The organism is Nonomuraea insulae, from assembly GCF_042656245.1.
Map to the genome: position 1 here is coordinate 42,920 of NZ_JBHSPA010000136.1, position 25,816 is coordinate 68,735.

The window sequence follows — 25,816 nt, forward strand, 5'->3', positions numbered from 1 at the left end:
CTTTTAAAAACGGTTCACCTTTTGCACCTGATAGCATCAGGGCATGACCGTGCCGTCCGGACGCCGGGAGCGCAAGAAGGCCGCGACCCGCCAGAAGATCGCTGACACCGCCCTGCAGCTCTTCCTCGAACGCGGGTATGACGCGGTGGGCCTGCGTGACGTGGCCGCTGAGGCCGACGTGGCGGTGACCACGATTTTCTCCCACTTCCCCTCGAAAGAGGCCCTGGTGTTCGAGCAAGACGGAAACTTCGAACACCACCTCACGCGGGCGGTCACCGGCCGGGCGCCGCACGAGCCGCTCATTCCCGCGCTGCGCCGCGAGATCCATGCCATGGTGCGACATTGCACAGCGGACGGCGCCGCCCCGATCTGGCGCATGATCGACCAATCGCCCGCCCTGCGGGACTACGAGGAGTCGATGAGGCTGCGCCACGCAGAGGCGCTGGCAACGGCCATCGCGGCCGATCTCGACCTGCCACCGACCACAACGGCCTGCCGGACGATCGCCAGATTCGTGATCGACGCCCATTCGCTGGCCCGCGAGGCGGCCGATCCGGAGGCCGCGGTGAACGAGATCTTCCAGATGATCGAGGCGGCCTGGGGGGCCGCGGGCCCTTCCCGACATGCGCGAGAGACTGCTTCTTCAGGTGGGACGGGGGGCCGTCGGGCTGTTACGACCCGCTGAACGCTCGCGCCCCGGAGCACTGCGTAGGTGTATGACGAAGGCCCCCGTCAGAAGCTGGGCGACCAACGACAACGGCCTCAGAGCATCGGAGTGTCCGGGCCCGCCCAGTCCGCTCCACCGTCCCGTCCGTCGCCCTTTCACCACACCACACCCGCGACCACGTCAACTCCGTCCACGGCCGCAACCAGCGCCCGGTCCGAACGACAGCGAGGACCGCTCGTCTGCTGGTTCTTACGGGCGGCGTGAGCGGCCGGGACGCGGGCGGCAGTGGCGACGGGCAGTTTGGTGGCCGCCTCATCCCAGAGCCAGAACTGGGCGGCGTCGAGTTCTTCGGTCTGCAGCCGGATCCGCGACGGGTCGGTGACGATCCCTCGGCAAAGATCATTCCGTGCGCCTCCTGCGCCGGTCGCGTCGTAACCTCGACAGTATGACGGCACCGCAGGAAGAGTACGACGATCTTCACCGGCTGGTCGACCGGCTCCGGCCAGATCAAGTGCGCGAAGAGCGTGCGCGGCTCCTCCGACTGGTTCACTCGCAGGCCGGGGCACCGGAACTCGGCCCCGACGGCGTGCCGACCCTATTCGGCGCTTTCGAGGCGGGACGGAGCGACGCTTCGGAACAGGTGGAAGAAATCCTTGCGGAGAGCTACAGTCACGAAGCGTGATCGTGGTCGACACCGGCCGAACCTGGCCGCGACCTTCCGGGACGACAAGCACCACGAGCGCTGCGTACAGGAGCTCACGCGGTTTCGCAACGCCGCACGGCCACTCCTCGTTCCCACTGCCGCTGTAACGGCCCGATCAAGGTCTCTCGACCACAAGTCTTTGACCGTTGCTCCCCCGCCCGGCTGGACTCTCCCATAGTGGGAGCGTCCATGCTGGTCGCGTGGACGAAGAGCTGATGCCGATCGGGCGTTTCGCGTGTCTGTGCAGGCTGAGCGTCAAGCAGTTGCGGCACTACGACGACGTGGGCTTGTTGCGGCCGGCATGGGTCGATCCGGATTCGGGCTACCGCTACTACCGAGCCGGACAGGCCCGCGACGCACTGTCGATCGCGTTGTTGCGGTCACTTGATGTCCCTCTGCCTGCGATCGGGCAGGTGGTGGCGGGCAGGGGCGTCGCCGATGTGCTCGGTGGCGTGCGTGATCAGATGGAGGCCGATCTGATTCGGCGTCGCCGGATGCTTGCCACCTTGGATCGAGTCCTTACCGATGGTCTGCCACAGGCCGAGGTCCGGCTGACTCGCGAAGACGCTCGCCGGGTGGCGGTCACGCAGTGCGCTGGAAGCATCAGCGAGATCCCTGCGGTGACCTCGGGCTGTGTGGCGCGTCTCACCACGGCGCTCGCGGCGGCGGACCAGCAGCCACATGGCCCCCTGGTCGCACTGTTCCCCTTGGACATCGCCGATCAGGTGACCGTGACGGTGGCTGCGCAGGTTGAGCGGGAAATTCCCGGGACGATGCGAGACATCCTCAGTGGCGGGCTGTTCGCCATGGCCACCCACATCGGCCCATATGACCAGATATCCCTTACCGCACATGCCTTACTGGCCTGGACCGGCGAGCACGGCCACACGGCCCGTGGCGAACTGCGCGAGGTCTACATCTCCGATCCGCGGCAGACCGCCCCGGAGCAACTGGTAACCCACATCATGATCAGGATTGAGGAAAACGAGTGAACGACTGGTATTCGGCGTCGGACAGCCCTGAGCTGGTCGAGTTCGGACCGGTACGCGGCGTTGGTGTGACCGGCCTGGGTGAACCTGCCGGCACCGAGCACATGGCCGCGATCCACACCCTGTACGCGGTCGCCGCGCCGCTCCTGGCCGACGCGTTGCCCGCGCTGGAGGGACGCTGGTGGGTCGAGGACGACCGGCCTCCGCTGACGGTTCCACGCTCGCAGTGGCGCTGGCACCTGTTTCTGCGACTGCCCGAGTCCGTCGAGCCGGCTCGGGTGGACGAGGCGAGGCAGGCGACCGGGTTGAACAGCGCGGCACGAGTCCAGTTGGTCATGTTCACCGAGGGCAGGTGTGTGCAGGTGATGCACCACGGTTCCTACGATGACGAACCGGAAACCCTCGCCCGGATGGACGCGTTCATGGCCAAACAAGGCTTCGTGAGCAACGGTCTGCACCACGAGATCTACCTGTCCGACATAGCCGAAACCGATACAGCGAAGATGCGCACCATCCTGCGCCAACCCGTTCGTGCAGCCTGAACATGCTTCTCGCACGGCCGATTAGCTCATGTGGTCACCCTGGACATGGTCGGGGCCCGCGCGGTGCGCGGGGCTGATCCATCGTGGGGTTTGCCGGCTATGCGGTGGCGGGCTGGAGGAGTTCGATCTCGATGGCGAGCACGCCGAGCGCTTCCTTTTCCGGGCCGTAGATGCGGCGGATGTTGGCCATCTGCTGCTCGCGAGGGCTGTCGGGGTTGACGTTGGCCGCTCCTTCGGCGTCCAGCATCTCCTCGAAGGAGGTATAGCGGGCCACCCGCTTGACCCGGGTGAGCACGTCGTCGCGGCCGCAGACGAACCGGATGTGATCGCCGGCAGCGAGGTTGCGCAAATTGGGGTACTGCACGCGGACCTCGATAGTCTTGCGGCCGGCGGCCACCAGGTCGAAGTAGCGGCGGTAGAGGTTCATCTCACGGGCGCGCACGCCCGTGGAGCTCTGGGGGCGGGCGGTCATGATGCGGTCCAGTTCCTGAGTGGTGTAGCTGCGGTAGAAGTGTTTCGGGTCGGCCAGCATGCGGCCGACCAGCCAGACCATGGCGTCGACGAAAGAGTCGACATCGCCGGGCCAGGTGGTGATGTCGAGCATCCAGTCGCGGGTGCCGGGCGGCGGCGGCACCTTGCCGTCGCGGATGAGCGATTTGGATAGTTTGGCGCCGGTGTCGGTGAGCACCATTGGGGTGAAGACGCGCGGCGGCGGGACCAGGCCGGGCAGCAGCGCGAAGGCCTCGTCGACCAGTTGGCAGCCGTAGGCCCAGTCGCCGCCCTTGATCATGACCGACATCGTGACCGGGTCGCGCATGGCCATGCGTTCCTTGACCAGGTTGCGGTACAGGGTGGCCAGGTCCAGGTAGGCACCGCTGTCGGCAGTGACAGCCACCTCGTAGGGGCCGTGGTCGGTGCAGACAGCGGTGAAGTCAGCACCGCCGGAGCCGACGCGGATGAGCTTCGTGCGCTCGGCGCGCTTTTCGGCCCAGCCGCACTCGGGGCAGGGCAGGCGCAGGTGCACCTGACCGTGGGAGGGGGCCAGCGGCCAGCGGATTTGTTCCAAGCGGCCGAGAGTGGCCAGGAACTCGTGCCGGAAGACCGGATCGTGCTGCTGGGTGGTGTAGGTCTCCACCTCGTAATCCACGCCGGTGGCGTCGGCCAGGGAGTCGAACAGGGTGCGGTAGTACTTGCCCATCAACTCGCGCACGCCTTCCCGGCCGAGGGCGTGGTAGTAGGTCTGCTGGTAGGCGTGGTGGGTCTCCGGGTCGAGGCGGATGTCGTACGGAGCGTTGTCGAGGGCGCCGAAGCGGACGACGGCGTCGACGTTAAAAGTGCGTTTGGTGGCCTTGGCGAGCAGGAACGCCGCCGTCTGCACCAGCGAGGTGCCGAGGTGCGGGGCGCCGTTGATCTGGGTGCCGACGCAGAAGGCGACCCGGTCGGGGTGGGTGGCCTGTAGGCGCGGGCGGACCATGTCCACGGCGCGGAGCATGGCGTTGGCCAGGACGTTGTTCGGGCTGATGATCGCTGCGCCGGTGCTGCCGGTGGGGGTGTGGTTCATCGCCGAATGGACCCTTCCGGTTAGGCGGCGGGGACGGGGAGCTGGGCACAGATGAAGTCGACGCGGCGACCGGCGTCGTCGGCGGGCACGAAGATGGGCCGGTATCCTGCGTCGTAGTAGCCCTGGATGATGAGCTCGTGGACGCGGCGGATCTCACGTTCCTTGGCCCACACGTCGTCGTCGGCGGAGTTGAAGTCGTCCAGGGCGTCCAGGATGAACACCGCGTCGTAGCGGTAGACGCGACTGGCCTGCTCCAGCTCCGGATACGGGCCGAGGCCGAAGAAGGCGTCCCACCCGTAACCGTCGGGGATGCCGCGGTTGTAGAAGCGCAGCCCGCTGGTGTGGCCGCAGTACTCGGCGACGAACGCTTCCAGCACGTCACGCGAGTAAGCGCGCCGATCGCCGACCTGTAGGTGACGGCCAAGCCGGTCGCGGTGCTTGCGGTAGATCTCCCGGGCAGGCTCGCCTTCGGTGTGCGGGATGCCGCGGGCAGCCAAGTCGGTGAAGACTGCCTCCTTGCCGGCCGAAGGTCCGCCGGTGATGACGTAGCGGCGCGGCGGGGTGTTCGGGTTGAGCAGCTGATCGAGGCTCATCGCGGTGCGTCCTCCTCATTCAGGCGGTGGTCGGGGCCGTCCAGGTCGGCGGGGCGGCCGGTCAGGGCGTGCTGCCAGGCGGCGGCCAGCGAAGGGCCGCCCTCGCTCGCGTGCAGGCGGGTGCTGAAGTCGGCCCTGCCCTGGCTGGGGTCGGCCAGTTCGGCCAGCAGCAGCTCTTGGGCGGGGCTGAGCGGCGGGGTCCAGCCCGCGCGGGCGGCGATCTGGTCGACTCCGAGCCCGGCCGCCGAAGGTGTCGTGCCTGGGGCGGTGCCGATGCCGGTGTGCAGCAGCACCCCGCCGTAGGCGTCGCGGTAGTCGCGTGCGGCGCGCAGCACCAGGGCGTGGCGCCACAGCGCCGTCCGGCACGCGCCGGCCAGGCCGGGCTCGGCGGCGTCCATGCTCACCAGCCGGGCGACCTCCAGCAGTTCGGCGCGCAGCAGATAGACCGCCCCCCACAGGGTGGCCAGCGCCTGCTGGTGCTGAGTGGCCTCCCAGGCGAACACGTCAGCCGGCAGTACCGGCCGCCCCGAAGCGGCCCGCAAGTCGGGCGCCGTGGTGAACAGCGCCGCCTCTTCGCCGGCCCGGCGCAGCTGCAGGGCCACCAGGCCAGTCAGCTTTGGCTCGACGCGTTTGCGGAAGTGGTGCGCCTCATACTCGGCGGCCGCAGCCGCCGCCGCCCGGCGAGCGGTCAAGGTCGCGCCGGAGGTGCGGGGGTCGGCGCCGAACAGCAGCCGTGCAGCGGCTGCCAGCTCGCGGTGCTCCACCCGGTCCAGTTGCTCGCGCAGCAGCGCGTCCAACGCCCGGACCTGGCTGTCCGGGTCGTCGCCGCGGGCACGCGCCCGTACGGCGGGCAAGGCCAGCAGCGCGGGCCCGCACTGCTCAGTCCGGAGCGGGAGCCCGGCGCGCAGGAGCACGCGTACTTCGGCCGCCAGCGTGTCGTTCATCGTGCCGGTGGGGGTCATGTCTCCAGTGTCCCCGCTATGCCCACGAAATACCCAGTATAACGCCCAAGAAATGCCCACACCTTCGGTCGTGTTGCTTGGTGAGGTTTCATAAGCGACCTCAGCTGGAGGGCCACGAGTCGGCCCGGCAGCGAGGCAAGGAGCCTCGGCGGCGCGCCCGTGGTCCATGAGGTCATGCTGTCGATGGCCCTGCACCTGCGCGAGCAGAACCGCAGTCTGCGCGACATCGCCGCACGCCTGGTGATTACCACGCAAGCAAAAGGGGTGGCACCCATCGGCGGCGACCGTCCTGCGCATGCTCCGCGACCATGACGACAGGACCAGTACCGATCCCGATGCGGTGGGCACGCCGGCTCGATGACTTCGCCCGTTGTCCCGGGATTGGCCCCATTACACGAAGCCATACCTTGTGAGCAGGAAACTCATAAACCACTACGCAGACATAACCCCCGCCCTCGATCCGAGCGACAGCGAGGACCGCTCGGGGTGGGGTCCCACCGGCCCACCGTGTAACCGAGGCCCGGGCGGGTTCGAGGGCGAGCGTCAGCGAGCGGGCTTGTCAGGGGGTTCTCGGCTTCGGTCACCTAGCGGCTCCGGGGCCGCCTCGGAGACGGCGGCGTCGGACAGAGTCTATGGCGTCGATCTCCTATATACTTTTTCTGATTTGTATATACAGAGAGGTGTCAACATGACCAAGACGCTGATCGACCTTGATGACGAAGCCTTGGCCGAGGCCGCGAGACTGCTCGGCACCTCTTCCAAGAAGGACACGGTCAATGCCGCTCTTCGAGAGATCGTCGACCGACGCAGACGTGCGGCGGCCGTGGCTCGCATGCGTGCGATGGTCGCTGAGGGCGAGATCGACTTCTCGATCATCGACAAGGGCGATGATACGCACCAGGATGTGGCGTGACGGAGCACTATCTCATCGATACCAGCGCCTTGGTCCGTTTCTACCGCGGCCAGGTCGGTGCGGAATGGGACCAGATCGTCTCGGCGGGCCTCGTCGGACTCTGCGATCCGGTCAGGCAGGAGTTCCTCAGAGCCGTCGGTGGCCGACCAGCGTTCTATGAAGCCGACAGCCTGCTTCAGGAGACCTTCCCGTACTACGTGATTCCCGATTCGGCCTGGCATGAGGCGGGCGCGTTGCAGGGCGAACTCGCCGCCAAAGGCTGGCATCAGTGTGCTTCCCCGGTTGACCTCCTCATAGCGATAACGGCCCGGCATCACAAACTCACCGTGCTGCACGCTGACGCCGACTTCGACACCATCACCCGCCTCACCGGACAACCAACGCGCTGGATCAGCTGATCGAGCGGGCCACCCTCATCCATCGATCGGTGGATGCCGGGGAAGTGGCTTGCCGATGGCGCTCGATACACGGCAGTCATCGAGATCAATTCACGACGCATCACCCGCGACCACGTCGAGTTCTCGTCCACGGACGCAACCAGCTCCCGGTCCGAGCGACAGCGAGGACCGCTCAGGGTGGGATCCCACCGGCCCACCGTGTAACTGGGGCCCGGGCGGGTTCGGCGAGCGAAGCGAGCGGACTTGTCGGGGGGTTCGAAAGGGGGCTTGCCCCCCTTTCGAGACGCTGTCTGGAATCCCATGCGCGCAGCGCCCCCCGTGGAAGGCCTTGCAGTTAAGCCCAGGCGAAGGGGTCAGGCGCAACGAAAGCCCCACGGTTGCCCGTGGGGCCCGACGAGCGTGGGCGAGGAGCCGGCGCGGCTACGCCGGGCCCTCGGCCACATCAACCCGGAGAACGGCTATCGGCGACCTGGAGGACGGTCATCGTCGTCCTCTCCGGCGCCATAGTCATCGGCGTAATCGGCATAGCGATCCGCCAGCTCATCGTTGAGGTCGTCGGCGTCGTCATTGCGGCTGGGGTCTCCGACCCCGAGTTCGTCGCGAAGACGGTCAAGATCCGTGCCACCGCTGTTGTACTTCAGCTGGCGAGCAACCTTGACCTGCTTGGCCTTTGCTCGGCCGCGCCCCATTGGCTCGACCCCCTCGTGTGGGGTCGTCCCCGACCCCTCGTCGCTAACGCACCACACACTGACGCCGCCTGACTTTGGGCGTCAGCCTATCGTTCGCCTATTACCGTACCTGTTTTGTGCCCAGCTCGGTACGTCGTATGGGCGCGGGGCGTCAGCGCCCAAGCCAAATGCCCCTAATACGCCCGACTTCCGACATTCTGCGCTCGGCTAGCCTATCCGCTGCGACCGCCGGAGGAACGCCCTCGTCAGCCGCGATCGCGAAGATCTTCAGAGTCGTGTCATAGATCTGGGCAGCCTTCGACCTGGCCCGATCCATGTCGAAACCGCCGATCTCGTCGGCGACCTGGATCACGCCGCCGGAATTGACGACGTAGTCGGGCGCGTACAGGATCCCGCGCTCGGCGAGTTGCTTCTCGACGCCGGGATGGGCGAGCTGGTTGTTGGCCGCGCCACAGACGATTTTCGCTCTGAGCACAGCCACCTTGGCGTCGTCGAGCACCCCGCCCAGCGCGCAGGGCGCGAACACGTCGATGTCGGAGGTCATCATGGCGCGCGCGTCGGCGACCACCTCGACCTCCGGGTGCCGCAGGCGCACCCGCTCGACCGCCTTCGGATCGACGTCGCAGACCACGACCTCGGCGCCGTCTTCGCGCAGGAGCCCGACCAGGCGGTGACCCACCTTGCCGACCCCTTCGACGCCGACCCTCCTGCCGTGCAGCGACGGCGTGCCGTGGACCCGCTCGGCCGAGGCCCGCATGCCCTGGAACACCCCGAACGCGGTGAGGATCGAGGAGTCCCCCGCCCCGCCGTTGGCCAGCGTGCGGCCGGTCACGAAGCTCGACTCACGGGCGACGATGTCCATGTCCTCGCTGAAGGTGCCCACGTCGCAGGCGGTGATGTAGCGCCCGCCGAGCGACTGGACGAATCTCCCGTAAGCGCGCAGCAGCGCCTCGCTCTTGTCGCGGGCCGGATCGCCGATGATGACGGCCTTGCCCCCGCCCAGGTCGAGGCCGGCCAGCGCGTTCTTGTACGCCATGCCCTTGGCGAGGTTGAGCACGTCGGCCAGGGCCGCCTGCTCGCTCTCGTACGGATAGAACCTGGTGCCTCCCAGCGCGGGCCCCAGGGCCGTGTTGTGGATGGCGATGATGGCGCGCAGGCCGCTCTGCTCGTCAGCGCAGAAAACGACCTGCTCGTGGACGTCCTTGTGGGACGCTCCGAAGACGTCGGTCACGGTAGTGACTCCCTGTCCGGTCCACCGCACCTTCGCGGCGGAGATCACGTCACAGCGTAGTAAGCCTCGACGGTGCACGCAGGTTCGCTTCGTGACACGATGCCTCCGTGCTGCCCTATGCCGCCTACCTCCGTGTCTATGAGCCACTGACCGCGTTCGCCGAGTCCGAGCGCAAGGTGTGGGCCGACTATGCCGACTCACGTGACCGCCCGCGCCGCGCGAACGCGCTCAATGCGGAGCACGGCGAGTCCGTCATGCGCCTGCTCGGCATGCCCCCTCAACCCGTTCCCGCCCAGGAGAGCCCCAACGCCTATCTCCGGCGTGTTGAGGACCGTCTCTATGTGTGTCCATGGCAATCGCGTTTGCGCTCGTGGCTGGCGTTCTCACGGCTTCGTGGCACCACTCCCGTGAAACTGATGGATCATCTCGTGCCGAAGACGATCGCCGAGCAGACGGCGGACGACTTCGACCGTTACAAGCGGAAGGCCGGTTCCGCCGCGTTGCGCACGCACATTCGCACCACGGCGTGGCATGTGCCGCCATCGTGGTTCGTGCCGTTTGATGGAAACGAGCGCTGGCTGGTGCTCGGCTCGGCCAACCCAGGGCAGGATGTGACCACCACCACGGGGCGCAATCTCATCTACGTCACCTCCATGGCGCAGGCCAGGAGGCGGGCCGCGCGGGCGCTCAACGTCCTGCGCCGCCATCTGGGCGAGGTTTCCGCCAACTTCGACGTAGAGGACATCGCCAGGTGGCTCGAGGAGTTCCACCCACACTCTCTGGTCGAGCTCGACTACGGCGGGCTCGTGCACCTCATGGACGATGACGCGCTGCAGGCAGATCAGTCGGTTGCGGAGCTTTCGGCCGCTCTGACGGGCCTGGACACGGGTCAAGAAGAACTTGCCTACGCCATGTACCAGAGGGTCATCCTACGGTGGAAGTCAATGCAACTACTGGAATCTGCCAACTGAGCCCCAATACGGCCGTCTGACCTGCATGAGTAGGTCACGTCTCGCGGCTGCTCTCTTCTGCGAACTGAGTAGTTTGCCGTTTTCACTGCGATACCACGAACCGTGTCGCTAGAATCACCGAGCGTGACATCGCCACGGGGGCGGGCAGTTGGGTCAAAGAAGGGCTCGCCAATCGCTCTGCGTGGCGGTATGGTCACATCGGGTGATGCCGCATATGGCTCAGAAAAGCCGCACGCTCTGCGCCATAGGGGGACATCCGTGACACGCGCAAAGGCAGTCACAGGATCGCGCTAAGCCGGTCCACACGGAGGAGAGGCCGCACAAATGTCAGCTCGTACACCCGAGGCCGAGCCACTGCTCACGCCCGCTGAGGTCGCGACCATGTTCAGGGTCGACCCCAAGACCGTTACGCGGTGGGCCAAGGCGGGCAAGTTGACGTCGATTCGTACCCTCGGCGGTCATCGGCGTTACCGGGAGACCGAGGTTCGAGCACTGCTCGCGGGGATTCCGCAGCAGCGCTCCGAGTAGCTGGAAGGTCGTCACGGACCTCAGGGGGGTTGAAGGGGTGGACCAGGTTGTCACTTGGCCCGGTCCACCGCTGTGACGACATACCGTCGCACGGAAGTTGGCGCCGCCCGCCCGGCGCCACTCTTCCCGTTCGTACGGCGTCTTGTCTCCCTACCGGTCACACCGTCATGCCAGCCGCCCTAACAGGCCGGCGACGTCGTCGTCATGGGCGGCGGCGACGCCCAGCAGCGCGATCATGTGATCGACGAGCAGTTTCTCCAGCGTCGATCGCTCGATGTCGCGATGCTCCAGCCAGTCGAGACCCGCCGTCTCCACGGACGCGATCCACGACCGCAGGGTCGTGCGCAGCACCGGGCTGGGTTCCTCGACGCCCATTTGTTTCTGGATGAGCCGGAACAGCCGGCGGCGCACGCCGTCGACGATCTCGCCGACCTCACCGGTCCTGTTGGCCGGGCCGCCGCGCAGCAGCGCCGCGAAGCCGGCGGCGTGCTCCTCGACGAAGTCGAAGTAGCGCCTGAGCCCTGAAGCCAGCTCGTCGATCGGTCTTCCGCCCCCGTGCGGGCGCAGCCGGGACTCCAGCTGCTCCGCCGCGCTCCTCAGCGCGGCCACGTAGAGCTCCTGCTTGCCGCCGAAGTAGTGGTAGACCAGGGCCCGCGAGGCCCCCGCGGCCGAAGCCACGTCGTCGATCGAGACGTCCTCCGCGTCGCGGGTGCTGAACAGCTCCAGCGCCGCCGCCATGAGCTCTTCCCGACGCCGGTCCACGCTGAGCCTGCGCCGTGCCGGCCGTGCCGTCTCGGCTGACTTCCCGGGTGTCACAGCAGCACAGTATCCGACGCTGTGCCCATAGCCGACGCGCGGTCATCCGGTCAATATCCGCCTTCTGGTGAGGGAATTGAATCAATCCGTAACGGAGGCCGTACCCTGCGGCTAACTCGATCGTTTGGTCAGGCAGGTGCCCATATCCGCATCGCGGGGGAGACACATGTCAGGACCGCCCGTCAACACTTCAACCATCGCTGAGCTCAGAGAGGTAGACGCACTGCCTCGGCCCAGACCGACCATCCGTAACGTCGCCGAACGAGCCGGCGTGTCCAAATCGCTGGTCTCACTCGTGCTGCGCGGATCCCCGCACGTGAGCGAGCACCGGCGCCAGGCCGTGCTGCAGGCCGCCCGCGAGCTCGGCTACCGGCCGAACGCGGTCGCGCGAAGCCTGGTCGAAGGCCGTACGCATCTGGTGGGCGCGCTCGTCGCCGACCTGCACAACCCGTTCTACGCGGAGTTCCTCGACGGCCTGCAGGAGAGCCTGCACGGCGACGGCCTGCGCATGCTGATCGGGAACAGCCAGTGGGACCCGGCGTTCGAGGACGAGGCCGTGGAGGCCTTCCTCGAACTCAGGGTCGACGGGCTGGTCCTGCTCGGCATCGCACCGACCAGCGAAACGCTGATCGAGGCCACCGCCTACACCCCCACGGTCGTCGTAGGGGAACGTGACATCGAGCTCGAAGGCGTCGACATCGTGGTCGACGACGATCAGCTCGGCGCCCGGCTGGCCATCGACCACCTGGTCGGATTCGGCCACAAGCGGATCGCGCACATCGAGGGCCGGCGATCGTCTCGGTGCGAGGGTTACCTCGTGGCGATGCGCAGGCACTCGCTGGCGCCGTACATCATGGTCGAGGCCGCGGACTCGACAGAAGAGGGCGGCAGGGAGGCGGCGACGGCGCTGCTGACGCGCGACCCCAGGCCTACGGCGATCTTCGCCGCCAATGACGTGGTCGCTCTCGGCGTGCTCTCAGCCGCGAGCGCACTGGGCCTGCGCGTGCCAGAAGACCTCTCGGTGATCGGCTACGACAACACCCATCTGTCGGCCTCTCACCACATCTCGCTCACCTCGGTCGACCAGCCTCGCCGCACCATGGGCAGGTCGGCGGCCGCGCTGCTGAGCGACCGGATCGGGGATCCCGCGAAGGCCGCGCGCCTACGGGAGATACGCCCAGAGCTGATCGTGCGACGAAGCACGGGACCGGCCTAAGAGCGGGCCAAAGGTGAGTCAAGCCGTGTGGCGGCGCGGCCACACGGCGGTTTACTCAGCAGGGTCATGCTAATTGTGGCCGGTTCGGTCCGGTCACGATCTGATCCGGGGGGAACAGTCATGCGTGATCCGGAACTGGTGTCATGCGCCCAGCGCGCCGCGGCCGAGCTAGAGCGCGCCTGGGGGCACTGGCGGGAGGGCAGGGGACGGGGCACCGACGGCGGCGCCGAATCGGTCGCCAGCTACGTCGCCCACTCGCTCGACCACCCGTGGGGCCGCCCCCGCGTCGTCCTCGGTCTCGACGCCGAGGACGCGCGGGAGCTGGCCGCCCTGCTGGAGCGGCAGCTCGAACGTCAGGAGGTCGGCGAGCACGTCTGGTGATCTCGGCCTGTCCGCTGGCGACCTCGGCCTGTCCGCCGATGAGCTCAGCCGATGTGCCGGTGAGTTCGGCCGTGCGCCACGCTCGGCATAAGGCGGGCCTGAGCTCCAGGCGTGCCGTAGGTTGGATGGCATGCGTGCTCTACCAGCCACAGTTCTCGCCGTCTGCGGCCTGATCGCCTCCGCGTGTGGCGGCGCCGGCTCCGGTGGCGCCACGGCAGGTCAGGCCGTTCCAGCGGCCCCGGCGGGGCAGGCCGCTCCCACGCAGGCCCCCGCCACGGACCCTTCGGTGAAGGAGCCGGCCGCGCTCAAGCCGCTCGAAGGCAAGGTCGTCGTCATCGACCCCGGCCACAACGGCGGCAACTACCGCAATACGAAGGCGATCAAGCGGCAGGTCAACGTGCTGACCAAGTGGAAAGACTGCGACACCACGGGCACCGCCACGAACAACGGCTACAGCGAGGCCGCCTTCACCTGGGACGTCTCCAACCGGATGGCCAAGATCCTCAAGAAGCGGGGCGCCACGGTCAAGCTGACCCGCTCCGACAACGACAGCGTCGGCCCGTGCATCACCGAGCGGGCCGCCATCGGCAACAAGGCCAAGGCCGACGCCGCGATCTCGGTGCACGCCGACGGCTCGGCGGCGGCCAACCACGGCTTCCACGTGATCATGCCCAAGAAGATCAACGGGCCGGTGGACAAGGTCGTGGGGGCCTCCGGCAAGCTCGGCATCGCCGTACGCGACGCCTACCACAAGGGCACGGGGCTGCCCTACTCCACCTACGTCGGCAGCAAGGCGCTCAACTACCGCAGTGACCTGGGCGGACTCAACCTGTCCACGGTGCCGAAGATCCTCGTCGAGACCGGGAACATGCGCAACGCCACCGAGGCGGCCAAGTTCCAGAACCCGAAGTTCCGGCAGAAGATCGCGCTGGCGCTGGCGAACGGATTGCAGCACTATCTCAATACATGATTCCTCGCCCAGAGCTGCTCAGTGATCTTTCCGCTTCCTCCGTGCTGACCTCGGGCGCGACGGTGTCCGGCGAACTGGTCGACGCCGTGCGCCTGGCGCTCTCCGGGCTTGATCTCCACCCGGGCGACTCCGGTGAGATCGAGGTACGACGGGATCCCGGGCTCGGCGAGGAGGCCTACCGGCTGACGACCGGGTCGCGGGGCGTGGAGATCGTTGCGGGCGGCCGGGCGGGCGCGTTCTACGCGGGGCAGTCGTTGCACCAACTGCTCCCCGATGCCTCCTACCGGTTCTCCGATGACGCGTCGTGGCCCGTTCCAGGCGTACGGATCGAGGACGCGCCCCGGTTCGCCTGGCGGGGGCTGCACCTTGACGTCGCGCGGCACTTCTTCCCCAAGCGGGAGGTGCTGCGGCTGATCGACCTCATGGCGATGCACAAGCTCAATCGGCTGCACCTGCACCTGGTGGACGACCAGGGGTGGCGGGTGGAGAGCCGGGCCTACCCGCTGCTGCACGAGGTCTCCTCGCACCGGCCGCGGACGGCCACCAACTACTACCGGGAGCCGGAGGCGTACGACGACCTTCCGCACGGTGGTTACTACACCCTCGACGACCTGGCGGAGATGGGGGCCTATGCCCGCTCCCGCTGCGTGACGATCGTGCCCGAGATCGACGTGCCGGGGCACGCGTCGGCGATCCTGGCGGCCTACCCGGCGCTCGGGGCCACCGGGGAGCCCTACGACGTGCTCGACCGCTGGGGCATCTCCCCCGCGATCCTGTCGCCGATGCCGCCGACCATCGAGTTCCTGACCACGATCTTCGACGAGCTGATCGGGGCGCTCGGCGAGACCCCTTACGTGCACATCGGCGGCGACGAGGTCGTACTCGACCACTGGGCGGCTTCGGCGGAGATCGGCGCGTACGCCGCATCGCTCGGGCTGGACGGCGTCAACGACCTGCAGGCGTGGTTCCTGCGGCAACTGGCGGACGCGCTGGCCGAGCGGGGCGTGCGGACCGTGGTGTGGGACGAGGCGTTCGTCAGCGGCCGGCTGCGGCAGGACACGATCGTCATGCCGTGGCGCGGCATGAACGTGGGCCGCCGGGCGGCCGCCGCCGGGCACGACGTGGTGGCGACGCCGGTGTTCCCGCTCTACTTCGACTACGCCGAGTCCTCCTCCCCCGACGAGCCGATGGCCATCGGGGACGCGACCGCGATCGAGGACGTCGCGGCGTTCTCCCCGGCGCCGGAGGACTGGAGCGCCGAGGAGCGGGCCCGCGTCCTGGGGGTGCAGGGACAGCTCTGGACCGAGCGCGTGCCGGACGCACGCACGGTGGACTACCGCCTGTGGCCGCGGGCCTGCGCGCTGGCGGAGGTGGCCTGGTCCGGCGGCACGTCCGCCGACTTCGGCGGACGGCTGGCGGAGCACCTGGGGCGGCTGGACGCCCTCGGGGTCGAGTATCGCCCGGCGGCGGGGCCGCACCCGTGGCAGCGGCGTCGGCCGCACCGGCCCAGCGGGGTGCGGGTCACGGAGGTCATGGCCCGCATCGACGCCATGACCCACGACGCGGAGTCGACGCGGCCCAGCCTCTGATCAGAAGGCCGGGCGGTCGTTGAGTATGCGCTGGAACAGGTGGTGGTCCTGCCAGCGGCCGTCGATCTCCAGGTAGCGCGGGGGGGTGCCGTACTGCTCGAAACCGGTCTTGCGCAGGACGCTCTGGGATGCCACGTTGTCGACCAGGGTGCCCGCCGCGATCCTGTGCAGGCCCAGCTCCTGGTCGGCCATCCGCAACACCTCAAGCACGGCCCGGGTGGCCAGGCCGCGGCCGGTGTAGCCGTAGTCCATCCAGTAGCCGAGGTCGGCGCTGAGCCACGGGCCTCTGACGATGTTGTTGAGCGTCATCCGGCCCATGATCTGCTCGCCGTCGGCCATGGCCCACGCCACCGCCTGGCCCCTGGCCTGCTGGTCGAGCAGGCTCTTGAGCCGCTCGGCCTGGCCCGGCAGGGTGTAGTACTCCTCGGCCCTGCGCGGCTCCCAGCGCTTCAGATGCTCGCGGTTGCGGACGCAGGCGGCCACCAGGGCCTCGGCGTCCTGCTCGGTCACGGGCCGCAGGACGACGTCGTCCGCCAGTGTCACTTCTTCGATCACCCGTCCACGATAGGACCCCCGGCGGTCAGGCCGTCCGGCCGATGGCCTCCGTGATCGACTTGAGCCCGTGGCGGCGTACGCGGCGCTGGAGCCGGCGGTGGATGCGGGCGGCCCAGAGCGGGCCGCCGTAGATCCAGGCCGTGTAGCCCTGGACCAGGGTCGCGCCGGCGAGGATGCGCTCCCAGACGTCGTCGGCGTCCTCCACCCCGCCCGCCGACACCAGCACGAGGCGGTCGCCGACCTTGGCGCGCAGGCGCCGGAGGACCTCCAGGGAGCGGGCCTTGAGGGGGCGGCCGGACAGGCCGCCGGTCTCGCCTTCGTGCCTGATCGTGGTGTTGGTCGCGATGATGCCGTCGAGACGCAGCTCCATGGCCAGTTCGGCGACCGCGTCCACGTCCTCGTCGGCCAGGTCGGGGGCGATCTTGACGAGCAGCGGGGTGCGGCGCGGGGTGGCGTCGCAGACTTCCTTGACGGCGGTGAGCAGGGGGCGCAGGAGGGAGACGGCCTGGAGGTTGCGCAGCCCCGGCGTGTTGGGGGAGCTGACGTTGACGACCAGGTAGTCGGCCAGCGGGGCGAGCTTCCTGGCGCTGGCCACGTAGTCGGCCGCGGCCTCCGCCTCGGGGACGACCTTGGTCTTGCCGATGTTCACCCCGACCACGACCGGGACGCTGCGCGGGCGGCTGAGCCTGCGGGCGGCGGCGTGGGCGCCGGCGTTGTTGAAGCCCATGCGGTTGATCACCGCCCGCTCGCGGACGAGCCTGAACAGGCGCGGGCGCGGGTTGCCCGGCTGGCCGTGGGCGGTGATGGTGCCGACCTCGACGTGGCCGAAGCCGAGGGCGGCGATGGCCTCGGCGCAGGCGGCGTCCTTGTCGAAGCCGGCGGCCAGCCCGAGCGGCCCGGGGAAGTGCACGCCGAACGCGGTCACGCGCAGGGCCGGGTCGTGCGGCGCGAGCGCCCGGTGCAGCAACCGCTTGAGCAGCGGCAGCCGCGCGAGGAGCGCGAGGGCGCTCACGGTGAGATGGTGCACGGCCTCGGCGTCGAAACGCCGCAAGACCTGCGAGAACACGAGGCGATACATCACGGGTCAGGCTACCAAGCCTGCCTCGTAGGCGATGATCGCGGCCTGCACCCGGTTGCGCACGGTCAGCCTGGTGAGGATGGCGCTCACGTACGCCTTCACCGTGCCCTCCACGATGTGCAGGTCGCGGGCGATCTCCGCGTTGGACATCCCGGCGCCGAGCAGGGCGAGGACCTCGCGTTCGCGGTCCGTGAGCACCTCGATGCGGTCGCGGGCGAGCGCGCCCCTGGCCATTTTGCCGCCGGCGAGCCGGCTGATGACGCGCTGGGCGACCTTGGGCGACAGGTACGCCGCCCCGTCCGCGACCGCGTGGATCCCGGCGATCAGCTCGCGCGGGTCGCCCGACTTCAGCAGGAACCCGCTGGCCCCGAGGTCGAGCGCCTTGGCGATGTAGTCGTCCTCCCCGAACGTCGTCAGCATCACCACCGCAGTCCCCGGAGCGACCCTGCGCAGCTCCGCCGCGGCGGCCAGCCCGTCGAGCCTGGGCATGCGGATGTCGAGGAGCGCGACGTCGGGGTGGTGGCTGATGGCCAGGTCGACCGCCTGCCTGCCGTCTCCCGCCTCGGCCACGACGTCCAGCTCGGGGTCGGACTCGAGGATCGCCCGGACACCGGCCCTGATCATGGCCTCGTCGTCGGCCAGGAGTATGCGGATCACACCCTCTATATTGACGGCATGGCACAGGTGAAGGTGTACGGGCGCAGGGATGTGTGGGCGGGGCGGCAGCGAGAGGTGTCCGACCTGATCCAGGCGTGCCTGGTGAGCGCGTGGGGCGTGCCCGAGGCCAAGCGGTTCCACCGGTTCCTGCTGCTGGAGGCCGACGACTTCGTCTGCCCTCAGCGAAGTGAGCGATATCTCATCATCGAGGTGGTCTGCTTCACCGGGCGCAGCGACGACGCCAAGCGGGCGCTGATCAGGGAGATCTACGACAGGTCCGGTTACGACCCCGAGGACGTGGAGATCACGATCATCGAGATGCCCCAGGTGAACTGGGGCATTCGGGGTGTTCCCGCAGATGAGCTCACTCTGTCGTACAAGGTGGAGGTCTGAGGTCGGGGACAGGTACGGCCTGGCGGTATGGTCCGACTCATGAGCACTCACTATGACGTCGTCGTTCTCGGCGCGGGTCCTGGAGGGTATACGGCCGCCGTCCGCGCCGCCCAGCTCGGACTGCGCGCCGCGGTGGTCGAGGAGAAGTACTGGGGTGGCGTCTGCCTGAACGTGGGCTGCATTCCGTCCAAGGCGCTTCTCCGCAACGCCGAGCTCGCCCACATCTTCCACAACGAGGCCAAGACCTTCGGCATCAGCGGCGAGGTCACCTTCGACTACGGCGCGGCCTTCCAGCGCAGCCGCAAGGTGGCCGACGGGCGGGTCAAGGGCGTTCACTACCTGATGAAGAAGAACGCCATCACCGAGTACGACGGCCGCGGCACGTTCCTGGACGCCAACACGCTCCAGGTGAACGGCGAGACGATCACGTTCTCCAACTGCGTCATCGCCGCCGGGGCCACCACCAGGCTGATCCCGGGCACGCAGTTGTCGCAGCGGGTGGTGACGTACGAGGAGCAGATCCTCACCGAGGAGTTGCCCGGCAGCATCATCATCGCGGGCGCCGGCGCGATCGGGGTGGAGTTCGCCTACGTGCTGCACAACTACGGCGTCAAGGTGACGATCGTGGAGTTCCTCGACCGGGTCGTGCCGCTGGAGGACGAGGAGGTGTCGGCCGAGCTGGCCAAGCGCTACAAGCGGCTCGGCATCGAGGTGCTGACCTCGACCCGCGTGGACGGCATCGAGGACACCGGCTCCTCCGTCAAGGTCACCGTCACCCGTGACGGCCAGACGCAGGTGCTCGAGGCGGACAAGGTGCTGCAGGCCATCGGGTTCCAGCCGCGGGTGGACGGCTACGGGCTGGAGAAGACCGGCGTGGCGCTGACCGAGCGGGGCGCGATCGCGGTGGACGGGCGGTGCCGGACGAACGTGCCGCACATCTACGCCATCGGCGACGTCACGGCCAAGCTGATGCTGGCGCACGCCGCGGAGTCCATGGGCATCATCGCCGCCGAGACGATCGCCGACGCGGAGACCATGGAGCTGGACTACGTGATGATCCCGCGGGCCACGTACTGCCAGCCGCAGGTGGCCAGCTTCGGCTACACCGAGGCGCAGGCGCGTGACCTTGGCTATGACGTGAAGGTGGCGAAGTTCCCGTTCACGGCGAACGGCAAGGCGCACGGGCTGGGCGACAGCGCCGGCTTCGTCAAGATCGTGAGCGACAACACGCACGGTGAGCTGCTCGGGGCGCACCTGATCGGGCCCGAGGTGACCGAGTTGCTGCCCGAGCTGACCCTGGCGCAGCAGTGGGACCTGACGGTGCACGAGGTGGCGCGCAACGTGCACGCGCACCCGACGCTCGGGGAAGCGGTCAAGGAGGCCATCCACGGTCTCGCCGGCCACATGATCAACATGTGATCGGACGAAAACGACAGGCAGGCATTTCCTGGGCGCACGACCGGCTTGGGTGATGCCTGTCTTTGGTACGGACGACTGCACGAGATCTTCACGACATCCGCACACGGGCCTGGTGGATCCGAGGGGGCCGGGCGGGGTGTGCTCGAAGCATGTCGTTTATTGCGCTGGCGTGCCGCCCGGGGTGCGATGGAAAGTGTCACTATGGCGGAGAAGAGCACCTACGTTCCCCTGGTTTCGCCCGAGCACGCCGAGCGCATTCGCCGCTGGCACGAGAACGCCTATCGCGCCGCGCGGGAAGAGGGCGCCAGTGAGCAGACCTTCTCCTATTTGGGGCTGACCCTGGTGGTGCCGCCCGGCGTGCAACCCATCACGGGCATGTCGCACCTGCTCGGCGAGGCCGTGGCGGCCGAGGTGAGACAGGGCGACCGCGTGCTCGACATGGGCACGGGGAGCGGGGTGAACGCCTTGCTGGCCGCCTCCATGGGCGCGGAGGTGCTGGCCGTGGACGTCAACCCGCTGGCCGTCGAGGCGGCTCGGCGCAACGCGGAACGTAACGGCGTCTCACTTGAGGTCCGCGAGAGCGACGTCTTCGGCGCCGTCGAAGGCGAATTCGACCTGATCGTCTTCGATCCGCCGTTCCGCTGGTTCGCTCCCCGCGATCCGCTCGAAAGCGCCACCACGGACGAGGGCTATCGGGCCATGATCGCGTTCTTCCGCGATGTGCGCCGCCATCTCGCGCCCGGTGGCCGATTGCTGATCTTCTTCGGCACCTCCGGCGACCTGGAATATCTGCTGTCGTTGGCGCGCGAGGCCGGATTCGGGGCCGAGGTCGTGGCGCACGGGGATCTCGTCAAGGACGACTGGCGGGTCGATTACTACACATTCCTCATGAGGGTGGGCGGCGCCGGTGGAGACTTGGACTGACCAGCCGATCATGGATCCCGACATTCCCCTGGGGGACCGGCGGCGCATCATCAGCGCGGCGTCGCTCCTGCTCGGCCGGCCCGACCACGAGCCGCCGCGCTGGGTGCGCCGCCTGTTCGCCGGAGCCGCCATCTGCACCGCCGCCCTCGGGGGCGCGCTCTCGGCGGCGGCCTATGAGACCGGCCACGAGAGCGCGGGGCTCGCGGCCCTGATGGTCTTCTTCACCGCGATCCTCTTCATCGGCGTCTCCCGCCCGAACGCGGGAGTGCGGCTGTCCCGCGAGTACGCCGGCCGCTACATCTTCCCCGCCGAGCTGGACGACCCGGCTCTCGACCTGGTCACCAGGGCCAGACGGGCGATCAAGGAGGTGTCCGCCTCCCGCGTGCACCGTCTGGGCCTGCTCGACGGCATCGCCAACGACGTCGTGCTGCCGCGGCGCCTGTGGGACGTCGCCCGCCTCGTACGCATCCAGGCGGACTTACGGGCCGAGCAGGCCGAGGCGCGGGCCGAGGTCATGACCCCCGAACTCGCCGCGGTCCTGGAGCCCCAGCAGGAGGCGCTGCGGCGGTCGGTGGCGGCGGTCACGGAGCGGGTGTGGGAGCTGGAGATGTACGCCGGCCGCGTCCGATCGGCCGACTCCGCCCTGCGCGCGAGCGAACTCCAGCGCAGCAACGACAAATACCTCGACCTGCTGGCCCAGACGGGTGACACGGAGGGCCTGCGTGCCCTGACCGACCAGGCCGACGCCCTGACCGCGAGCCTGCGCGAGGCCATCGCGGCCGGACAGACCCTGGGCACCTGACGCGAGCCCGCGCGAGGCCATCGCGGCCGGGCAGACCCTGGGCGCCTGACCCCGTCTACGAGGCCCCGTCCCGCGTGGCCCGGTCGAAGATCTTCACGAGCTCGTCCGCGCACGCCCCCGGGTCCAGCCGCTCGGCCACCTCGTCGATGGACGCCCGCAACACCGCGCTCATCACCGCGGGATCGAACCCACGGAACGCCCCCGCCCGCTGCCCGCCCTCGAACAACCCGTCCAGCCAGCCATCGGCGATCGGCCCGCCGGTGTTGCACCAGATCTGCCGCAGCGCACGTACGTGCTCGGGCCGCGCGGCGGCGAAGCCGAGGCTCGCCCTGATGTACGCCTCCAGCCGCGCCCTCTCCTCACCGGCCGCCTCCACGACCGGCCGGACGTAGGCCGCCGCCTCGTCCAGCACCACCCGCACCACGGTCGCCAGCAGCTCGTCCTTGCCGTCGAAGTGGTAGGAGATCAACCGCTTGCTGCTCAGCCCCGCCTGCTCGCAGATGGCCTCGAACGACGTGTGCGCATAGCCGCGCCGCGCCAGCACGGCGATGGTGGCCGCCACGATCTGGGCCTTACGCGCCTCGGAAGGGCGCCTCGCGGGCATCTCCATGTCATTCTCAGCCTGCCACGCCAGGCCCACCAGCCCCGGAAGCCGCGCCCGAGGCCGGGAAGCGACCACGGCCGCGCTCCCGGAGTTCTCACGAGATCTTCAGGTTTCACTGAGGATCCTCTGAGGATGCCTGGAGACGTTGGAGGCGACGAAGACCCTCGCATCGGACGGTGGTCCCGCATATGACCTCAACTCCCCCTCGAACGGCCGCACGGCCGACGCACCGGCTCGTTCCGGCAGGCACCAAGGTGCTGCGGCTCGGCCTGCTGGCCCTGGTCGCGATCGGCATCGTCGGCGCGACCCTGGAGCTCGCCTTCGAACGCCACTGGCAGACCCCCGTACAGTTCATCCCCTGGGTGGCCCTGGCGCTGCAGGTGGTCGCGCTGGTGCTGCTCGCGGTGCGCGACTCCGGCAGGGCGCTCACCGTCGTGCGCGTGCTGGCGGCGATCGTCCTGGTGGCGTCGGCGTACGGCGTCTTCACGCACATTTCGGTCAACCACGGCATGGGCGCGATGGACCCTGAGTGGGACTCGCTCTCGCCGCTCACCCAGTGGTGGTACGCCATGACGAAGTCGGTCGGGGCGGCCCCGCCGCTCGCGCCCGGCATGCTCGCCCAGAGCGCTCTGGTTCTGCTGCTGGCCAGCGTGACCCCGAAGCGGAGGGAGCCGGTGGCCTGACCCCTGAACCGCGACGTGAACGTGCACTGAACGATTCGGAACCTTATCCCCATTTTTCGCGTCACATCCAGGCAAAGGCACTGTGTGACAGATGAGGCTGGTGAGGTTCGAGTGGCGTTACGTCGGATAGTCATCGCCGCGGCCGTGATGGCGGCCACCGCGTTCAGCGCCGATGGGGCGGCGGCCGAGGTCGCTCCCCAGCCGGCGGTCCAGACGGCCGCGGTCACCACCGCGGCCCCTGCCACGACCGCCGACGACGAGCCGGTGTGCGCGCGGCTCAAGGGAGCGGAGGCCTGCGTGGGCCCCGACGGGAGTGACCGGCCCGGGATCACGATCGAGGACACGAGTGACGATCATCTTCATCCCGCGGTCGAGTACTACCTGAACGGCTACCTCGGCACCAAGTACGTCATCCACAACCTGGGCCGGGCGAACGAGGTACGCGGGAGCCGCGAGATCGGCAAGGTCGTGACCTTCCGGGCGACGCTCTACAGAGGCGGCAAGCGGGTCAAGTACGGCCGCTGGAAGACCGTCCAGAACGTCGCGAAATATCCGGTCAAGCGCGACACCAGCACCACCCCCGCCACCGCCCGCGCCAGGTCCAAGGTGTGCACCAACACCAAGGGCGCGGCGAGCGTCTGCTTCGGCGAGCGCAAGACCTTCGTCTACGCCTGTGACACCGGCGCCGACAAGTTCCAGGCCCGCGCCGAGTACTTCGTCGGCGGCGACCCGACCACGCGCTACGAGATCCACCAGCTCGCCGGCGTCGGGACCTGCGGCAAGGCCGAGCACGGCGACCTGTCCATCAGCATGTACCGGGCCTCGCTGTACGACCAGAACCATCGCCAGGCCACGCGACTGTACAAGTACCACTAGAAAGGCGCGATGATCTCCCTCACCTCCTGAGCGCACTCCGCGGCGTTGTCGTCATGGGCGATGCTGCTGAGCAGCTCCCTCAGGTGGAACAGCCGCATGCGCTCCTGCCAGCCGCCGGGCAGGGGCGCCGTGGCCGCGTACACCTCGAAGAAGCGCTCGGAGACCGGCGGGCGGGGCGAGCACCACAACATGCTGAGGTCGGCCTCCGCCCAGCTGTAGGAGACGGCGGGATCGATCAGCGCGGGACCGCCCGCCGGGCCGGAGAGGATGTTCTCGCGCCACAGGTCGCCGTGCGTGAGCACCGGCGAGACCGGCGGCAGCAGCTCGGGCAGGGCCCGGGCGCCGCCCGCACGGACCTCGCCTCGAATCCGGCCCCGCGCACGCGCTCCAGCAGCAGCTCGAAGCTCACGCCTTGTCCTCCTGGGCGTCTCTGAGCAGCAGCGCCGCCTGTACGCGGTTCGCGCAGCCGAGTTTGGACAGGATGCGGCTCACGTACGTCTTGACCGTGGCCTCGCTCATGTGGACCCGCCGGCCCGCCTCCGCGTTCGACAGGCCCTCGGCCACCTGGTCGAGCACCTCGCGTTCGCGGGGCGTGAGGACCTCCAGGCGGCGTTCCGCCTTCCTGGCGCGTTCGCCGCCGCCGAAGGAGACCAGGCCGAGGACGTGGCGGGTGACGGCAGGGGACAGGAACGCGTGGCCGCCGTGCGCGGCTCGGACGGCCCTGATCAGCTCGTCTGGTTCACAACTCTTCAGGACAAATCCGGAAACGCCCTGCTTGAGTGCATTCCGTACGTTCTCCTCGTCCCCGAACGCCGTCAGCATCACCACCCGCAGCCCCTCCAGCGCGCCCGCCGCCGCCAGGCCGTCCATCACCGGCATGGCGATGTCGAGGAGCGCCACGTCCACGCGGTGCCGCCGGGCGGCGGCCACGGCCTCGCGCCCGTTCGGCACGGCGGCCACCACCTCGATGTCCCCGGCCGACTCCAGCACCGTCGTGATGCCCGCCCTGATGAGCGGCTCGTCATCGGCGATCAGCACCCTGATCACGCGGCCGCCCCCACCGCGGCCGGCAACATCGCGACCAGGCGGAACTCCTCCTGCTCGTCGTGCACCCGCAACAACCCGCCCTCGGCCCGCACCTGCTCCGCCAGCCCCGCCAGCCCGTTCCCCGGGACGCCGTGGCGGCCGGAGGCCGGGTTCGAGACGGTCACCAGCAGCGCGTCCGGCTCCCAGTCGAGCGAGACGCGGACAGGCGCGCCCGGCGCGTGCTTGGCCGCGTTGGTCAGCCCCTCCTGCACGACCCGGTAGGCGGCACGCGACCCGGTCACCGCCACGGGCACCCCCGACCGTTCGTACGCCACGGCGCCCCCGGCGGCCCGGAAACGCTGGACCAGCCCGTCGATGCCCTCCACCCCGGGACCGCGCCGCAGCGTGCTCACGACCGCGTGCAGTTCGGCCGCCGCCGCCCGCGCCGAGCCCGCCAGCCCACGCACGGCCAGCTTCTGCTCGGGCGGCAGCGCGCCCACCTCCAGCGCCGCCGCCTGCACAGACACCAGGCTGAGCAGGTGGCCGAGGGAATCATGCATGTCCCGCGCGATGCGCAGCCGCTCCCTGGCGGCGGTGAGCTCGCGCTGCTGGGCCAGGTAACGCCCGGCCATCACCGGCAACACCGTCAGCAACACCACCCGGGCCAGCACGGGCGCGGGTTCGATCGCCGACCTCTCCGCCATCATCAGCACCATGCCCAGATACGTGAGGACCGCCCCGGCCGTCACGGCGACGTCCCGGCGCGTGGCGATGCGCTGCCCGGCCCGGTAGCCGGTGTAGATCAGCAGCGCGAACGACCCCCCGGTGAGCACCGCCATGGTCAGGGCTCCGAGGAACGCCGCGGACGGCAGCCGAGGGGAGGCCGCCATGACCAGCGCGGTCACCGTCGCGTACGCGATCAGGGCCCACCCCGCCGCTCTGCCGTCGAGCCACACCAGCGTCGCATCAGCGGCCACGACCGCCACAACCCGCACGAACCAGGTCATGGGCCTCACCTTACTCATCAACTTTAGGTGACAACGGCGACGACTTCCGGGGGCAGAGCACCGTACCCCGACG

General features: G+C 68.9%; 32 protein-coding genes. 19 read left to right on the forward strand and 13 right to left on the reverse strand.

Features of this window, described 5'->3' with window-relative positions; translation table 11 throughout:
- Positions 1-43 precede the first annotated feature (43 nt).
- The 4 genes from ACFPZ3_RS69160 (at position 44) to ACFPZ3_RS69175 (ending at position 2,901) form a co-directional block, all read left to right on the forward strand.
- Positions 44-685 (forward strand): TetR/AcrR family transcriptional regulator, encoded by a 642-nt coding sequence (locus ACFPZ3_RS69160; RefSeq protein WP_379525182.1) that lies wholly within the window; start codon positions 44-46, stop codon positions 683-685.
- 427 nt (positions 686-1,112) lie between these two features.
- Positions 1,113-1,349 (forward strand): hypothetical protein, encoded by a 237-nt coding sequence (locus ACFPZ3_RS69165; protein ID WP_379525183.1) that lies wholly within the window; start codon positions 1,113-1,115, stop codon positions 1,347-1,349.
- 221 nt (positions 1,350-1,570) lie between these two features.
- A complete protein-coding gene (locus ACFPZ3_RS69170) occupies positions 1,571-2,362 on the forward strand; it encodes a MerR family transcriptional regulator (protein WP_379525184.1) in 792 nt (263 codons plus the stop codon).
- Entirely contained in the window at positions 2,359-2,901 is a 543-nt protein-coding gene (locus tag ACFPZ3_RS69175) for a GyrI-like domain-containing protein (RefSeq protein ID WP_379525185.1), read from the forward strand. Before ACFPZ3_RS69170 ends, ACFPZ3_RS69175 begins: the two co-directional genes overlap by 4 nt.
- Positions 2,902-2,998: 97 nt before the next feature.
- Here ACFPZ3_RS69175 and ACFPZ3_RS69180 read toward each other — a convergent pair whose 3' ends face one another.
- The 3 genes from ACFPZ3_RS69180 to ACFPZ3_RS69190 are packed head-to-tail and all read right to left on the reverse strand — an operon-like array spanning position 2,999 to position 6,017.
- On the reverse strand, positions 2,999-4,462 hold the full coding sequence (locus ACFPZ3_RS69180; protein WP_379525186.1) for an ASCH domain-containing protein: 1,464 nt from the start codon (positions 4,460-4,462) through the stop codon (positions 2,999-3,001).
- A gap of 20 nt (positions 4,463-4,482) precedes the next feature.
- Entirely contained in the window at positions 4,483-5,055 is a 573-nt protein-coding gene (locus ACFPZ3_RS69185) for an AAA family ATPase (RefSeq protein WP_379525187.1), read from the reverse strand.
- Complete coding sequence (locus ACFPZ3_RS69190; protein WP_379525188.1) at positions 5,052-6,017, reverse strand: hypothetical protein; 966 nt, start codon at positions 6,015-6,017, stop codon at positions 5,052-5,054. Before ACFPZ3_RS69190 ends, ACFPZ3_RS69185 begins: the two co-directional genes overlap by 4 nt.
- Positions 6,018-6,191: 174 nt before the next feature.
- Between ACFPZ3_RS69190 and ACFPZ3_RS69195 the strand changes: the two genes are divergently transcribed.
- The 3 genes from ACFPZ3_RS69195 to ACFPZ3_RS69205 all read left to right on the forward strand — a co-directional run bounded on the left by ACFPZ3_RS69195 (position 6,192) and on the right by ACFPZ3_RS69205 (position 7,328).
- The gene (locus ACFPZ3_RS69195) at positions 6,192-6,329 is read left to right on the forward strand and encodes a hypothetical protein (RefSeq protein ID WP_379525189.1); all 138 of its coding nucleotides are present in this window, start codon (positions 6,192-6,194) and stop codon (positions 6,327-6,329) included.
- 376 nt (positions 6,330-6,705) lie between these two features.
- On the forward strand, positions 6,706-6,930 hold the full coding sequence (locus tag ACFPZ3_RS69200) for a type II toxin-antitoxin system VapB family antitoxin (protein ID WP_379525190.1): 225 nt from the start codon (positions 6,706-6,708) through the stop codon (positions 6,928-6,930).
- Entirely contained in the window at positions 6,927-7,328 is a 402-nt protein-coding gene (locus ACFPZ3_RS69205; RefSeq protein ID WP_379525191.1) for a PIN domain nuclease, read from the forward strand. The genes ACFPZ3_RS69200 and ACFPZ3_RS69205 overlap by 4 nt, the downstream gene beginning before the upstream one ends.
- A 458-nt stretch (positions 7,329-7,786) precedes the next feature.
- On the opposite strand, the gene ACFPZ3_RS69210 is transcribed toward ACFPZ3_RS69205, so the two are convergent.
- Both ACFPZ3_RS69210 and ACFPZ3_RS69215 read right to left on the reverse strand, forming a co-directional pair.
- On the reverse strand, positions 7,787-8,017 hold the full coding sequence (locus ACFPZ3_RS69210; protein WP_379525192.1) for a DUF3073 domain-containing protein: 231 nt from the start codon (positions 8,015-8,017) through the stop codon (positions 7,787-7,789).
- A gap of 151 nt (positions 8,018-8,168) precedes the next feature.
- Positions 8,169-9,248 carry a Glu/Leu/Phe/Val family dehydrogenase gene (locus ACFPZ3_RS69215; protein WP_379525193.1) on the reverse strand — a complete coding sequence of 360 codons (1,080 nt, stop codon included), beginning with the start codon at positions 9,246-9,248 and terminating at the stop codon, positions 8,169-8,171.
- A gap of 107 nt (positions 9,249-9,355) precedes the next feature.
- On the opposite strand from ACFPZ3_RS69215, the gene ACFPZ3_RS69220 reads away from it, so the two are divergent.
- Together ACFPZ3_RS69220 and bldC are read left to right on the forward strand one after the other, a co-directional pair.
- Positions 9,356-10,219, forward strand: coding sequence for a DUF8083 family protein (locus tag ACFPZ3_RS69220; protein WP_379525194.1), 864 nt, complete (start codon positions 9,356-9,358; stop codon positions 10,217-10,219).
- A 324-nt stretch (positions 10,220-10,543) separates the two neighbouring features.
- Positions 10,544-10,747 carry a developmental transcriptional regulator BldC gene (bldC, locus tag ACFPZ3_RS69225; protein ID WP_013133571.1) on the forward strand — a complete coding sequence of 68 codons (204 nt, stop codon included), beginning with the start codon at positions 10,544-10,546 and terminating at the stop codon, positions 10,745-10,747.
- Positions 10,748-10,912: 165 nt separating this feature from the next.
- On the opposite strand, the gene ACFPZ3_RS69230 is transcribed toward bldC, so the two are convergent.
- On the reverse strand, positions 10,913-11,563 hold the full coding sequence (locus ACFPZ3_RS69230; protein ID WP_379525195.1) for a TetR/AcrR family transcriptional regulator: 651 nt from the start codon (positions 11,561-11,563) through the stop codon (positions 10,913-10,915).
- A 166-nt stretch (positions 11,564-11,729) separates the two neighbouring features.
- Here ACFPZ3_RS69230 and ACFPZ3_RS69235 point away from each other — a divergent pair, with 166 nt between their 5' ends.
- The 4 genes from ACFPZ3_RS69235 to ACFPZ3_RS69250 all read left to right on the forward strand — a co-directional run bounded on the left by ACFPZ3_RS69235 (position 11,730) and on the right by ACFPZ3_RS69250 (position 15,719).
- Positions 11,730-12,779 carry a LacI family DNA-binding transcriptional regulator gene (locus tag ACFPZ3_RS69235; protein WP_379525196.1) on the forward strand — a complete coding sequence of 350 codons (1,050 nt, stop codon included), beginning with the start codon at positions 11,730-11,732 and terminating at the stop codon, positions 12,777-12,779.
- Positions 12,780-12,899: 120 nt separating this feature from the next.
- On the forward strand, positions 12,900-13,160 hold the full coding sequence (locus tag ACFPZ3_RS69240; RefSeq protein WP_379525197.1) for a hypothetical protein: 261 nt from the start codon (positions 12,900-12,902) through the stop codon (positions 13,158-13,160).
- Between the two features lie 130 nt (positions 13,161-13,290).
- Positions 13,291-14,130, forward strand: a complete 840-nt coding sequence (locus tag ACFPZ3_RS69245; RefSeq protein ID WP_379525198.1) for an N-acetylmuramoyl-L-alanine amidase — start codon at positions 13,291-13,293, stop codon at positions 14,128-14,130.
- Positions 14,127-15,719 carry a beta-N-acetylhexosaminidase gene (locus tag ACFPZ3_RS69250; RefSeq protein ID WP_379525199.1) on the forward strand — a complete coding sequence of 531 codons (1,593 nt, stop codon included), beginning with the start codon at positions 14,127-14,129 and terminating at the stop codon, positions 15,717-15,719. Before ACFPZ3_RS69245 ends, ACFPZ3_RS69250 begins: the two co-directional genes overlap by 4 nt.
- Here ACFPZ3_RS69250 and ACFPZ3_RS69255 read toward each other — a convergent pair whose 3' ends face one another.
- From ACFPZ3_RS69255 to ACFPZ3_RS69265, 3 genes are read right to left on the reverse strand one after another with little or no spacing between them, the layout of a single operon-like run.
- Entirely contained in the window at positions 15,720-16,274 is a 555-nt protein-coding gene (locus ACFPZ3_RS69255) for a GNAT family N-acetyltransferase (protein ID WP_379525200.1), read from the reverse strand.
- Positions 16,275-16,299: 25 nt separating this feature from the next.
- On the reverse strand, positions 16,300-17,352 hold the full coding sequence (locus ACFPZ3_RS69260) for a quinone-dependent dihydroorotate dehydrogenase (RefSeq protein ID WP_379525201.1): 1,053 nt from the start codon (positions 17,350-17,352) through the stop codon (positions 16,300-16,302).
- Between the two features lie 6 nt (positions 17,353-17,358).
- Positions 17,359-18,009: a response regulator gene (locus ACFPZ3_RS69265; RefSeq protein WP_379525202.1), complete on the reverse strand. Its 651-nt coding sequence runs from the start codon at positions 18,007-18,009 to the stop codon at positions 17,359-17,361.
- An 18-nt stretch (positions 18,010-18,027) separates the two neighbouring features.
- Between ACFPZ3_RS69265 and ACFPZ3_RS69270 the strand changes: the two genes are divergently transcribed.
- From ACFPZ3_RS69270 to ACFPZ3_RS69285, 4 genes are all read left to right on the forward strand, one after another.
- Positions 18,028-18,402 (forward strand): tautomerase family protein, encoded by a 375-nt coding sequence (locus ACFPZ3_RS69270; RefSeq protein ID WP_379525203.1) that lies wholly within the window; start codon positions 18,028-18,030, stop codon positions 18,400-18,402.
- A 39-nt stretch (positions 18,403-18,441) separates the two neighbouring features.
- Positions 18,442-19,821, forward strand: a complete 1,380-nt coding sequence (gene lpdA, locus ACFPZ3_RS69275) for a dihydrolipoyl dehydrogenase (protein ID WP_379525204.1) — start codon at positions 18,442-18,444, stop codon at positions 19,819-19,821.
- 186 nt (positions 19,822-20,007) lie between these two features.
- The gene (locus ACFPZ3_RS69280; RefSeq protein WP_379525205.1) at positions 20,008-20,745 is read left to right on the forward strand and encodes a methyltransferase; all 738 of its coding nucleotides are present in this window, start codon (positions 20,008-20,010) and stop codon (positions 20,743-20,745) included.
- Entirely contained in the window at positions 20,729-21,547 is an 819-nt protein-coding gene (locus tag ACFPZ3_RS69285) for a hypothetical protein (RefSeq protein WP_379525206.1), read from the forward strand. Before ACFPZ3_RS69280 ends, ACFPZ3_RS69285 begins: the two co-directional genes overlap by 17 nt.
- Before the next feature lie 55 nt (positions 21,548-21,602).
- On the opposite strand, the gene ACFPZ3_RS69290 is transcribed toward ACFPZ3_RS69285, so the two are convergent.
- Positions 21,603-22,151 carry a TetR/AcrR family transcriptional regulator gene (locus ACFPZ3_RS69290; RefSeq protein WP_379525207.1) on the reverse strand — a complete coding sequence of 183 codons (549 nt, stop codon included), beginning with the start codon at positions 22,149-22,151 and terminating at the stop codon, positions 21,603-21,605.
- A 188-nt stretch (positions 22,152-22,339) separates the two neighbouring features.
- Here ACFPZ3_RS69290 and ACFPZ3_RS69295 point away from each other — a divergent pair, with 188 nt between their 5' ends.
- A complete protein-coding gene (locus ACFPZ3_RS69295) occupies positions 22,340-22,834 on the forward strand; it encodes a hypothetical protein (RefSeq protein WP_379525208.1) in 495 nt (164 codons plus the stop codon).
- A gap of 111 nt (positions 22,835-22,945) precedes the next feature.
- Positions 22,946-23,710 (forward strand): hypothetical protein, encoded by a 765-nt coding sequence (locus ACFPZ3_RS69300; protein WP_379525209.1) that lies wholly within the window; start codon positions 22,946-22,948, stop codon positions 23,708-23,710.
- Here the strand turns inward: ACFPZ3_RS69300 and ACFPZ3_RS69305 are convergent.
- From ACFPZ3_RS69305 to ACFPZ3_RS69315, 3 genes are read right to left on the reverse strand one after another with little or no spacing between them, the layout of a single operon-like run.
- Entirely contained in the window at positions 23,707-24,078 is a 372-nt protein-coding gene (locus ACFPZ3_RS69305; RefSeq protein WP_379525351.1) for a fructosamine kinase family protein, read from the reverse strand. The genes ACFPZ3_RS69300 and ACFPZ3_RS69305 overlap by 4 nt on opposite strands.
- Before the next feature lie 37 nt (positions 24,079-24,115).
- Complete coding sequence (locus ACFPZ3_RS69310; protein WP_379525210.1) at positions 24,116-24,757, reverse strand: response regulator; 642 nt, start codon at positions 24,755-24,757, stop codon at positions 24,116-24,118.
- Positions 24,754-25,743, reverse strand: coding sequence for a sensor histidine kinase (locus ACFPZ3_RS69315; RefSeq protein WP_379525211.1), 990 nt, complete (start codon positions 25,741-25,743; stop codon positions 24,754-24,756). The genes ACFPZ3_RS69310 and ACFPZ3_RS69315 overlap by 4 nt, the downstream gene beginning before the upstream one ends.
- Positions 25,744-25,816 lie beyond the last annotated feature (73 nt).